The 10,918-nt window shown below is 65.4% G+C and carries 10 protein-coding genes and 1 tRNA gene; 7 read left to right on the plus strand and 4 right to left on the minus strand.

The window, feature by feature from the left end; all coding sequences use genetic code 11:
• Positions 1-132: 132 nt before the first annotated feature.
• Together EPN33_14815 and EPN33_14820 are read right to left on the minus strand one after the other, a co-directional pair.
• The gene (locus tag EPN33_14815) at positions 133-819 is read right to left on the minus strand and encodes a Crp/Fnr family transcriptional regulator (protein TAN20635.1); all 687 of its coding nucleotides are present in this window, start codon (positions 817-819) and stop codon (positions 133-135) included.
• A gap of 24 nt (positions 820-843) precedes the next feature.
• Positions 844-2,628, minus strand: coding sequence for an ABC transporter ATP-binding protein (locus EPN33_14820; GenBank protein TAN20636.1), 1,785 nt, complete (start codon positions 2,626-2,628; stop codon positions 844-846).
• 136 nt (positions 2,629-2,764) lie between these two features.
• Between EPN33_14820 and EPN33_14825 the strand changes: the two genes are divergently transcribed.
• A complete protein-coding gene (locus tag EPN33_14825; protein TAN20637.1) occupies positions 2,765-4,948 on the plus strand; it encodes a M28 family peptidase in 2,184 nt (727 codons plus the stop codon).
• Positions 4,949-5,027: 79 nt separating this feature from the next.
• Here EPN33_14825 and EPN33_14830 read toward each other — a convergent pair whose 3' ends face one another.
• Positions 5,028-5,645: a hypothetical protein gene (locus EPN33_14830; GenBank protein TAN20638.1), complete on the minus strand. Its 618-nt coding sequence runs from the start codon at positions 5,643-5,645 to the stop codon at positions 5,028-5,030.
• Positions 5,642-7,054, minus strand: a complete 1,413-nt coding sequence (locus tag EPN33_14835) for a MiaB/RimO family radical SAM methylthiotransferase (GenBank protein ID TAN20639.1) — start codon at positions 7,052-7,054, stop codon at positions 5,642-5,644. Before EPN33_14835 ends, EPN33_14830 begins: the two co-directional genes overlap by 4 nt.
• Between EPN33_14835 and argC the strand changes: the two genes are divergently transcribed.
• From argC to EPN33_14865, 6 genes are all read left to right on the plus strand, one after another.
• Positions 6,959-7,858 carry an N-acetyl-gamma-glutamyl-phosphate reductase gene (gene argC, locus EPN33_14840; protein ID TAN20640.1) on the plus strand — a complete coding sequence of 300 codons (900 nt, stop codon included), beginning with the start codon at positions 6,959-6,961 and terminating at the stop codon, positions 7,856-7,858. The genes EPN33_14835 and argC overlap by 96 nt on opposite strands.
• Positions 7,831-8,583 (plus strand): acetylglutamate kinase, encoded by a 753-nt coding sequence (argB, locus tag EPN33_14845; protein ID TAN20641.1) that lies wholly within the window; start codon positions 7,831-7,833, stop codon positions 8,581-8,583. Before argC ends, argB begins: the two co-directional genes overlap by 28 nt.
• Entirely contained in the window at positions 8,580-9,782 is a 1,203-nt protein-coding gene (argJ, locus tag EPN33_14850) for a bifunctional glutamate N-acetyltransferase/amino-acid acetyltransferase ArgJ (protein TAN20642.1), read from the plus strand. Before argB ends, argJ begins: the two co-directional genes overlap by 4 nt.
• A gap of 76 nt (positions 9,783-9,858) precedes the next feature.
• Positions 9,859-10,236 carry a MerR family transcriptional regulator gene (locus EPN33_14855; protein ID TAN20643.1) on the plus strand — a complete coding sequence of 126 codons (378 nt, stop codon included), beginning with the start codon at positions 9,859-9,861 and terminating at the stop codon, positions 10,234-10,236.
• 36 nt (positions 10,237-10,272) lie between these two features.
• Positions 10,273-10,755: a DinB family protein gene (locus tag EPN33_14860; GenBank protein ID TAN20644.1), complete on the plus strand. Its 483-nt coding sequence runs from the start codon at positions 10,273-10,275 to the stop codon at positions 10,753-10,755.
• A 65-nt stretch (positions 10,756-10,820) separates the two neighbouring features.
• A tRNA-Pro gene (locus EPN33_14865) sits at positions 10,821-10,897 on the plus strand.
• The last annotated feature ends 21 nt before the right edge of the window (positions 10,898-10,918 follow it).

The raw sequence follows: 10,918 nt of genomic DNA on the forward strand, positions 1-10,918 counted from the left end.
GCGCTGCTTACCGAAACGCAAGCGGAGTCGGAGCGCCGCTCGCGGCGCTGGATGAACGTCTCGATGCCTTCATTGTCGTGGTCGAGCGCTACATTAGGCGCAACGGCAACGGCGGCAAGCCCAAATCCTGACTTACAGTTCGTTTTCGGCTTCGTGACGCAGGGCCGCCGGATCAAGCAGTTCGATTTCGCGCGGCTTCAGGTGCACCATACCCTCGGCCTGAAAGCGGCTGAGATTGCGCGAGACCACTTCGCGCACCGTGCCCAGCGCCAGCGCCAGTTCCTGATGCGTTGCGGTAATGTGCTGGGTGCTGTCGGCCTGGTCGAGGAGCATGCGAGCCAGGCGCTGGCGCACGCCGCCGAAGGTCACGGCCTCGAGCAGCGACACCAGAATGCGCAGTTTGCGGCCAAAAACGGCGAGCGCGGCACAGGCGATCTGGGGATGCTCGCTGCAGAGCTTCAGGAAATCCTTGCGCTCCAGAAAAAGCGCCTCGACTTCGGTATCGGCGCGCACCGAGGCCGGATAGGGCCCGCCATCGACCAGCGGCACTTCGGCGACGGTCACCGGCGCGTGGTCACGGTGCAGCATCAGCTCGCGGCCGGAGGCGGAAATTTTGAATACCCGCACGGCGCCGCGAGTAAGCACGAAGACACCGGCGCAGCGGTCACCCTCGTGAAACAAGATTTCACCCGGAGCGTAGTGGTGCAGCACGGAGCGGTGCGCCAGCGTCAGCAATTGCTCCTCTTCGAGATCAGCAAACAGGGGCACCTGGCGCAGCAGCGGCACCCGCGCGGCGACCGGACTGGCGGAAACGGACATTCCTTATTGTAGAGTGGCTTGCCATCAGTCAGCGACGGAGGCGAAATCGGGTTGCGACCAGCGGGCGAAAAAGCCGCCGCTTGCGGCCAGCTCCTGGGGCGTGCCCGCCTCCAGCAGGCGGCCGTGGCCGACGACAAAAATGCGGTCACAGGGCGCCAGCGTAGCCAGGCGATGAGAAATGATCAGCGCCGTGCGTCCGGCCAGGGCGGTGCGGAGGGCGTAGTTGAGGGCGGCTTCGCTTTCGGCGTCGAGGTGCGCGCTGGCTTCATCCAGAATCAGGATGCGGGGCTCGCGCAGCAGGGCGCGGGCAATGGCCAGGCGCTGGCGCTCACCGCCGGAAAGGCGGGTGCCGCGCTCACCCAGATGGGTATCGAGGCCATCGGGTAACTGCCGCACGTAGGCTGCGGCCTGGGCAGCTTCGAGCGCACGCCACAACCGCGGCGTGGTGGCCTGTTCGCGGTCGCAGGCGCCGAAGGTCAGATTTTCGGCAATCGTGCCCTCCAGCAACAAGGGATCCTGCAAAACCACCGCCATCTGGCGCCGCAGCGCGGATGGGGCGATGGTGCGCAGGTCGCGGCCATCGAGCCGGATGGCGCCGGCAGCAGGTTCATGGAAGCCCAGGAGCAGGTCGACGAGCGTGGTCTTGCCGCCGCCGCTGGGTCCCACGATGGCGATGTGCTCGCCGGCGGCAATGCGGAAACTCAATGCGTCGATGGTTCTACATGCCTCGGCGCTTTCGTAGCCAAAGCTCACCTGGTCGAATTCGATCTCTCCGCGCAACCGGGGCAAAGATGCGACAGATGCCGGTAGCGCGGGCGGCTGGGCATCGAGGAAGTCCAGAACCGCGCCCGCAGCGACCCATTGCCGGGCGATGGTGCTGTAGGTGCCGGCCAGGCCGGCCAGCGGTCCATAGAGCAAGGCGGCGTAGCTGGTGGCCGCAATCCAGGTTCCGGTGGTGATCGATCCGTCCAGCACCAGCCAGAAACCGTAGGCCGCTACGCTCATGCGGCCGGCGAGGGCGAGGGCATTTTTCAGTTGGCCGAAGGCTTCATCGATCCAGACCAGATGCCACAGGCCCGCGAAAATAGCGCGGGCACGCTCCCGATAGGCCTGAATTTCGCTGTCCTCGCCGCCCAGCGACTTCACCGTCTTGATGCCGCTCAGCACCTCGGTGACGCGGCCATAGAGGCGGCTCCAGCCGGTCTGGACCTGCTCTTCGTGAGCCACCAGGCGACGTGCGCCCGCAACCGTAGTCCAGACGAAAAGGGGCATGGGAGCCAGGCCGACCAAGGCCAGGCGGGGCGAAAGCCGCCACAGCAGCGCCATCATCAGCAGGAGCGTGATGACGTTGGGGACGAGGGTTTGCAGCAGATTCTGGGTGAGCTCGCCCAAGGCGGCGACGCCGCGATCGACCCGGGTCAGCACATAGCCGGAGCTGCTGTGTTGATGGAAGCGGAGCGGGCGGCGGTAAAGCCCATCCAGCACCCGCGAGGAGAGATCAAAGCTGGAATCAAAGCGAACGCGATTGACGACCGCGTTCTGCGCCGTCTGCAGTAGCCGTTGGACAAGCAGCACCAGCGCCAGCAGCGCCATGACTTTCAGCCCCGGCCGCCAGACGCGCCGGCCGGCGTGGGCGGCGGCGGCGACCAGTAGGTCGGTCAGAACCTTGAGGAATAGAGGCTCGATGGCGCCCAGGGCAGCGACGACGCTGCCGAGCAGCAGAGCGGCACCGATCCAGCCTCGGTAAGCCCGAATCAGCTTGATCAGCGCCGCTTTGCGCGGGCGCAACGGAGGAGAACAGACAGCCACAGGGACTACACAAACCGGAGCGGACGAATGCTGTCAGTGTGCGGCCCAGTGGCGGGCCGCTGCCATCAGGCATTTCCCTTGCTTTGCATGTGGAAAATGGATACTCTGACGGCTCAATCGCCTGGAAGAGGACCCTATGCCTTCGTCGCGTCCCCGCTCGACCGCGCTCATCGCCAGCGCTGTCATCATCGTCATCGCCGCAGCCCTGTACTATTTGCGCGCGGCACCCTCGCCCAAGCTGTTCGGCTTTTCGGCGACCAGCAGCGCCGCCGAAGCCCAATGGGAAAGTCAGTTCCGGGCGCTGCCGCAGCCGGGCCAGATTCGGGCGAACATGAAATACCTCAGCGCCGAACCCCACAACGTGGGTACAGAGCGCGAGCATGTGCTGGCGCAATGGGTGCAGAAGCAGCTTCAAAACGACGGCCTGCAGGCACATATTGAGCAGTTCGAGGTACTCTACCCGACGCCCCTGCAGCGGCGGGTGACGTTGGTGTCGCCGGGGCACTATGATGCCGTGCTCAAGGAGCCGGCGGTTGCCGTCGACCCGACCTCGAGTCAGTCCGGCCAACTGCCGACAGAAAACATCTACAGTCCTGACGGCGACGTGACGGCGCCGCTGGTGTATGTGAACTATGGGGTGCCGGAAGATTACGACACGCTGGCCAAACTCGGTATCAGCGTCAAAGGCAAGATCGTGATTGCCCGCTACGGCCATAGCTGGCGCGGCATCAAGCCGTGGCTGGCGTACACGCATGGCGCGGTGGGCTGCCTGATTTACTCTGACCCACGCGATGATGGCTATTTTCAGGGCGATGTCTATCCCAAGGGCGCGTGGCGGCCGGAGCAGGGCGTACAGCGCGGCAGCGTGCTGCGCATGCCGGTTTACCCCGGTGATCCGGAAACGCCGGGCTGGGGTGCGGTGCCGGGCGCCAAGCGGCTGCCGCTGAGCGCAGTGAAGACGCTGCAGAAAGTTCCGGTGCAGCCCATTTCCTACGGCGACGCGCTGCCGCTGCTGCGGGCACTGGGTGGACCGGTGGCGCCGGAAGCCTGGCGCGGGGCGCTGCCGATTACCTACCACATTGGGCCGGGGCCGGCGACGGTGCATTTGCTGGTGAAATTTCACTGGGGCCTGGCGTCGATCTACGACGTCATCGGCATGATTCCGGGCAGCGAGTTTCCGAACCAGTGGATCATTCGCGGCAACCACCTGGACGGCTGGGTGAATGGCGCGGCGGATCCGTTATCGGGCCAGTCATCGCTGCTGGAAGAGGCGCGCGCCTACGGCGTGTTGCTCAAGAAAGGCTGGCGGCCCAAGCGGACGATCGTGTATTGCGCCTGGGATGGGGAAGAACCGGGGTTGCTCGGCTCAACCGAATGGGCGGAAACGCATGCCGCGGAGCTGGAGCAAAAAGCAGTCGTCTACATCAACACCGACGACAGCGCCAAGGGCTATCTTGACATGGGCGGCAGCGGCTCCTTGCAGCACTTCTTCAATCTGGTCGCGCAGGACATCACCGATCCGGAAACGCACCAGTCGCTGTGGCTCAAGGACAAAGACCACCTGCTGAAAAATGCCCATACCGCGGAGCAGAAAAACGCCATCCTGGACGGCGGCGACCTGCGCATTTCCGCGCTGGGTTCGGGTTCGGATTTCACACCCTTCTTGCAGCATCTGGGCATCGCGGCCGGCAGCCTCGGCTTCGGCGGCGAAGGTGGCGGGGGCGTGTACCACTCGATTTATGATGACTTCTACTGGTTCACGCACTTCGGCGACACCACCTTCACCTACGAGCGCGCTTTGGCGCAAACGGTGGGCACGGCGGTGATGCGACTGGCCAACGCCAACGTGCTGCCGCTGCAGTTCAGCGGCTTTGCCGACAATGTGCGGCTCTATCAGCAGCAGATCGAGGCAGAGTACAGGAAACAGGCGGGCGCGCCGGTGTTCGATTTCAAGCCGCTGGAGACAGCGGTGACGAATCTGCGCTCGGCGGCGAAATCCTATGACGATGCTATGGCATCGGATGGCGGAAATGGCAACCTCTACAAAGAACCGGCAGCCGACCTGGCCTCGCTCAACGACCTGCTCTACAGCAGCGAGCGCAAGCTGATGGACGAGGCGGGTTTGCCCGGCCGTCCCTGGTACAAGCACCAGATCTACGCACCCGGCCTATACACCGGCTACGGGGTGAAAACTCTGCCCGGCCTGCGGGAAGCCATTGAGGCGAAAAATTACGCCCAAGCGGCGGCGGAAGAAAAGATCATTGTGCAGACGCTGGCGAACTTCACGGCGCAGATCAAAACCGCGCAAGAGAAGCTCTAAAGGTCTTTCGGTCTGTCGGTCGTTCAGTCTGTCGGTCAACACCGCGGCTGATCGACCGATAGACCGATAGACCGACAGACTAAAACAGGGCGTGGCCGGTTTTGGGGTAGCGGTAGTTGGCCCAGGCGCTCACTGCCCCGAATGCGATATACGCGATGGCGACGACGCGTTCCCAGCCGTGATGGCCGCTGCGGTGGAAGAGGTAGCTGAGCGCGATGGCGGAGGAGGCGGCGGAGATCTCGGTGGCGACGAAGGCGGGGCGGTTGTCGACCAGCTTGTTGGTCAGCAACCATTCATCTTTGTTGCGGTCGCGGAAGTAGCGGGTGCTGGTGAAATCGAGCGTCTGCACCGCGGCGACGCCCAGGAACAGCGGCGTGTTCCACTTGTCCCAGAAGAAATGATGCGGCTCGGGCACTTGCGGCCCGGCGAAGCGCGCGGTCAGGCCCGCGGCCAGCACGCCGCCGATGGCGCCGTAGGTGAGGCCGGCACGAAATTCGTGGGCGCGACGGTCGGCGGCGGGCACGGCAGAAAAATCGAGCGCCTGCGTGCCCACGAAGGCGCCGGCGATGGCGCCCAAGGCTCCGGCGAGCAAGGCCTTTTTGCTCGAGGTTTGGGTGAGCTTCTGGGGCTTGGGCAGAGGGAGCGTTTGTGCGCCTAGGCCGAGCGTGCAGAGAAGTAAAAGAGCGACAGTCTTCATTGGGCTTGCAGCATTTCGCCGTCGTGGGCACGAATTTGGACTTCTACCAGTGTGCCCGGCGGAGCCGGCTGAGGCAAGGCGATGCGAGCGTAATTATCGCTCAGGGCTTCGCTGCCGCTGAGCGCGACGGCGGAAAGTGTTTGGCCGACCAGGGCGTCCAGGAACGCCGCTCGCTTGCTTGCGCCGAGACGCCGCAACACGGCGGCGCGCGCGGCGGTGCGCTCAGGCGAGACCGCGCGCCAGGCGCCTGCAACCAAGCGCTGCGCGGCTTCGGTCCCTGGGCGGGGTGAAAACGGGAATACGTGCAGATAGGCCAGCGGGAGCGAGGCGACAAACGACAGGCTTTCCTCAAATTCGGCGTCGGTTTCGCCCGGGAACCCGGCCATAACGTCCGCGCCGATCGCCACACCCGGCACTTGTGCCGCGAGAACTGTAACGCACGCGGCGTAATCGCAGGCGCGGTAGCGGCGGTGCATGCGCCGGAGCACGGTGTCGCTGCCGCTCTGCAGCGGCAGGTGCGCATGGCGCGCGAGCCGGTCGCCGCTGGCCGCCATGAGCGCGGTCAGTTCCGGGATCCAGTCCATCGGCTCGACGGAGCTGAGCCGGAGGCGCGGCAGCCGGGTTTGCTGGAGGATCGCACACACTAGGTCATCTAAATGGAGGCCACCTCCCAGATCACGCCCCCATTGCCCCAGGTTGATGCCCGAGCAGACGATTTCGGCATGGCCGGCGGCGGCGAGAGCATCGACTTCGGCCAGCACTTCACCCAAAGGGCGCGAACGGTCGCCGCCGCGGACCTGGGGAATGATGCAGAAGCTGCACGCCCGGCCGCAACCGTCCTGCACTTTGACAATGGGCCGGCTGCGCGCGCTGCCGCGTGGCTCGATCCGCGCCAGGCTGGCGAGCTTTTGCGATTGCGGCGCGACGCCGACGAGTTGCTGCGGCAGCCGCCACTTCTCCGCGTGACCGGTGACGAGGGTTACGCCTGCGAGAGCGGCAAGTTCCGCCGGAGCGCGTTCGGCGTAACAGCCGGTGACGGCAATGCGCGCCTGGGGCCGCAGGCGATGCAGGCGCCGGATGGCGCGGCGCGCCTCAGCATCGGCTTGGGCGGTGACGGTGCAGGTGTTGAAAACTACCCAATCGGCATCCGCTTCAGCAGTAGGTTGCAGGCCCGCACGGACACAGGCCGCCGTGAGCGCCTCGCCGTCGGCCTGATTGGCGCGGCAGCCGAAATTGTAGATCCAAAAACTGGCCGGCACTCGTATTATTCTACGGAACGCTTGACAGCGTGGGGCTTTTGTATAATTATTCTTATGATGAATAATTATTCTATCGCGCGGGTGGGCATCGCCGGCGCCACCGGCTACGCGGGACGGGAGCTGCTGCGGCTGCTGTCGCGGCATCCGCATGCGGGGGTGGCGGCGGCGCTCGATTCCACGGCCGGAGTGGAGGCGATGGCGGCGGTTACGCCCGATCTGGTATTTCTGGCTACGCCGGCCGAAGTCTCGCGCGCGTGGGTGACGGCGCTGCGGCTGTTTACGAATCCGCCGCGGATTGTGGATCTGAGCCCGGCGTTCCGCTTTGAATCGGAGGCGGCCTACGGCTGGCCGGAACGGAACGCGGCGGCCATCCGCAAGGCCATGCTGGTGGCCAACCCAGGCTGTTATGCCACCGCGACCAATCTGGTTCTGGGGCCGCTGCTGGCGGCAGGGGCCATCGAACCCACCGACATTATTTGCGATGCCAAATCGGGCGCGAGTGGCGCCGGCCGCGCGCTGCGGCAGGATTTGCAGTTCTGCGAGCTCGATGGAAATTGCAAGCCTTACAACATCTATAGTCACCGGCATGCTCCGGAGATTGCGCGCCATGCCGGCCTGGACGGGGAGACGTTTGCCTTCACGCCGCATTTGCTGCCGGTACCGCGCGGCATTCTCGCCACACACTATGTCCGCTGCCGGACGACTGACCTGGGCGCGGTATACGCAGAAGCGTACGCTGGTAAGCCCTTCATCCGCGTGCGCGGGGGCGACATTCCGGAGCTGCACGATGTGCTGTTCACCAACTATTGCGACATTGGCTGGAAGCTGCGCGCCGACGGCAAGCAGGCGGTGATTGTCGGTTGCCTGGACAATCTGGTGAAGGGCGCGGCCGGGCAGGCCATCCAAAACGCCAACCTCATGATGGGATGGCCGGAGGGAGCTGGGCTTGTATGACGACGGTCATTAAGGTGGGCGGCAGCATTTTGGAGCCAGAACCCAAGCCGCAGTTAATTGCTGCGCTGGCACGGCAGGCGGAGATCGGGCCGCTCGTCGTGGTTCATGGCGGGGGGAAGACATTAACGGCGTTGCTGGCGCGGCTGGGCATCGCCAGCGAATTTCGCGATGGCCTGCGTGTCACCGGCGCCGAGGCATTGCGGGCTGCGATAATGGCGTTCGCCGGAAGCGTCAATACGGCGCTGGTGGCGGCGCTGAATGCAGCAGGCGTCCGTGCGGTGGGTTTGACGGGCTGCGATGCCGGCTGCGTGCGCGCGGTAGCACAGGCCGGGTTGGGCGCAGTCGGCGGGTCAGCGAGGGCCGATCCCCGTCTGCTGCGGTCGCTGCTGGCGTCAGGGTTCACGCCGGTGCTGGCCTCGCTGGCGCTGGATGCGGCCGGTGCGGGGATTCTGAATGTCAACGCGGATCAGTTTGCGGCGGCCATTGCCACCGCGCTGGGAGCGGAGCGATTGCTGTTCCTCACGGATGTAAATGGCGTGCTCGATACGCGCGGCCAAACGGTTCCGCAGGCAACTCTGGCGGAGCTGCGCGCGCTGGCGATGTCAGGGGCGCTGCGCGGCGGGATGCTGCCCAAGACGGCGGCCTGCGTGACGGCGCTCGAAGCGGGTGTACGCGAGGTTTCGATTCTCGGGCCGGGCGGCGCGGGAACGCAGTTGTCGCTATGACTCCGCCGGTTTCGATTCCTGAACCTGCACCGGTCGCCTGGCCGCGCGGCTTCCGATTTGCCGCCGGCCACTGCGGCATCAAGCGCAAAGCAGCGGATCTCATGCTGGTGACGATGGATCCGGCGGCGAGCGCGGCGGCGGTGTTCACCACCAATCGCGTGCAGGCGGCGCCCGTGCGGCTTTCGCGGGCGCACCTTGCGGCTGCGCGCGGCCGGGTGCGCGGCTTCATCGTCAACAGTGGCAACGCCAATTGCGCCACCGGCGCCCACGGACAGCGCGCGGCGATGGCCATGGCGCGCGTCACGGCACGACTGCTGCATTGCCCGGTTGAGCAGGTTTTGGTGGGTTCGACCGGTGTGATTGGCCAGCCGCTGCCGGTCGAAAAAATCATAGAGGCGCTGCCGCACTGGCTCGAAAGAGACGACACGGCACTGGCTGCGGCGCATGCCATCCGCACCACCGACACCTGCGCCAAAATCGCCGGAGCGAGCTTCCGCGACGGTGACCGCAGCTACCGCGTGGCAGGCATGGCGAAGGGATCGGGCATGATCCATCCACGCATGGCCACCATGTTTGGGTTTTTGTTCACGGACGCGCCGCTCGCGCCCGCGGCCTGCGACCGGGCGCTGCGGCAGGCGGTCGAGACCTCATTTCACCGCATTAGCGTGGACGGTGACACCTCGACCAATGACACTGCGACGCTGTTTGCGTCGGGAACGGGCGGGCCGTTGTCGGCGGCCGGCCGTGCGCGCTTCCAGGCCGCGCTGAACAAGACGGCGCAGGAGCTGGCGCGCCAGATTGTGCTCGATGGCGAAGGCGCGCGGCATTTCGTAACGCTGGAAGTGGAAGGTGCGCGCTCGTTTGCCGATGCCGACCGCGTAGCCCGGGCGCTGGCGCACTCGCCACTGGTCAAAACCGCCCTTGCGGGCGCGGACGCCAACTGGGGGCGGGTGCTTTCGACTGCGGGCTGGTGCGGCGCGAAGTTCGATCCGGAACGCGCCTCGATCTGGTTCAGCGGCTTGCCGGTCTACGCGCGCGGGCGGGCGCTGCCCTTCGATGAGGCCGAGGCCAAGCACCGCCTGGAGCGGCGTGAGGTGACGGTGCGCATCCACCTTGGCGCCGGCCGCGCCCAGGCCTGGATGTGGACCTGCGACCTGACCGAGGGCTACATCCGCATCAACGCAGCCTACAGGACGTAACCCGCGCCCCGCATGGCCTCGGCGGGCGCTGCGTCTTTACGAGCCTGCAACTGAAATACTGAAAAACTGATATACCATTGGTCCAGTGTCCCGGCAGCCGGTCATCCCTGACAAGCTGTACTTCAAGATTGGCGAAGTGGCGCGCCTCGCGAGCGTCGAGCCCTACGTGCTGCGCTTCTGGGAGAGCGAGTTTCCGGCGCTTAAGCCGGGCAAGAGCAACAAAGGCCAGCGTCTCTATCGGCGCCGAGAAGTCGAGCTGGCCCTGCAGATCAAGATGCTGCTGCACGAGCAGGGATTTACCATCGCCGGCGCGCGGCAAAAACTGAAGAGCGAACAGGGTAAGCGCGCCCAGACGTCGCTGCCGCTGCACGGCAGCCGCGATCGGGAGCTGCTGCAGAAAGTACGCGCGGAAGTTGCCGCCATTACCGCCCTTCTCGACCGCCGGGGAAATTGAATCGTTGCTCGCGGTCCGTGAATCTCACACAGTGAGATGACAGACGTAACGGCCCGCACGGCCTGGGCCTTTCAATTCAATACCGGCCTCCTCCAGAAAACGGTTGATGGGGTTGCGCCGGAGCGTTGGCCGCGGAAACCTGGAAACAAATCGAACTCCATCCTCTGGATCGCCGGCCACCTGGTCTGGGAGCGCAGCCAAATCCTGAAGCTGCTCGGCCAAGAGCGGCACGAGGCGTGGTTGAGCCTGTTCGCCACCGGCGCCAAGCCGAGCGACGGCCAAGCCTACCCGGCGGCGAGCGAAATCCTGCGCGCCTGGACGGAGGTGTCGAAGCAGTTGGCGTCGGCGATGGACGCTGCCCCGCCGGAGGTGTTGTCGCGGCCAGCGCCAGAGGGGCTGCCCAGCGCCGATGGCAAGCTCGGCGGCGTGCTGCAGTTTTTCACCATCCACGAGGGCTACCACCTCGGCCAGCTTGGCTACTTGCGTAAATGGCTGGGCTACTCGCAGGTGCTCGGCTGAGTGCCCGGACTGCGCGTGCTAGACTAGCTCTACCCCGTAGTTTTCCCTGCCACCTTCACCGGATTCGGGACGTAGCGCAGCCCGGTAGCGCACTTGCTTGGGGTGCAAGGGGTCGCGAGTTCAAATCTCGCCGTCCCGACCAGTTCCGGTGAAGATTCGCTCG

The organism is Acidobacteriota bacterium, assembly GCA_004299485.1.
Lineage (GTDB): Bacteria > Acidobacteriota > Terriglobia > Terriglobales > SCQP01 > SCQP01.

What these genes read in the sequence shown, in the direction of transcription:
- EPN33_14860 (TAN20644.1), top strand. Translation starts at nt 10,273, where the DNA reads ATGACAGACGTAACGGCCCGCACGGCCTGGGCCTTTCAATTCAATACC.
- EPN33_14835 (TAN20639.1), bottom strand. Translation starts at nt 7,054, where the DNA reads ATGCGGATGCCGCGACAGCAGCCGCAGCAGCTCCCGTCCCGCGTAGCC.
- EPN33_14815 (TAN20635.1), bottom strand. Translation starts at nt 819, where the DNA reads ATGTCCGTTTCCGCCAGTCCGGTCGCCGCGCGGGTGCCGCTGCTGCGC.
- EPN33_14830 (TAN20638.1), bottom strand. Translation starts at nt 5,645, where the DNA reads ATGAAGACTGTCGCTCTTTTACTTCTCTGCACGCTCGGCCTAGGCGCA.
- argB (TAN20641.1), top strand. Translation starts at nt 7,831, where the DNA reads ATGGCCGGAGGGAGCTGGGCTTGTATGACGACGGTCATTAAGGTGGGC.
- argC (TAN20640.1), top strand. Translation starts at nt 6,959, where the DNA reads ATGATGAATAATTATTCTATCGCGCGGGTGGGCATCGCCGGCGCCACC.
- EPN33_14825 (TAN20637.1), top strand. Translation starts at nt 2,765, where the DNA reads ATGCCTTCGTCGCGTCCCCGCTCGACCGCGCTCATCGCCAGCGCTGTC.
- argJ (TAN20642.1), top strand. Translation starts at nt 8,580, where the DNA reads ATGACTCCGCCGGTTTCGATTCCTGAACCTGCACCGGTCGCCTGGCCG.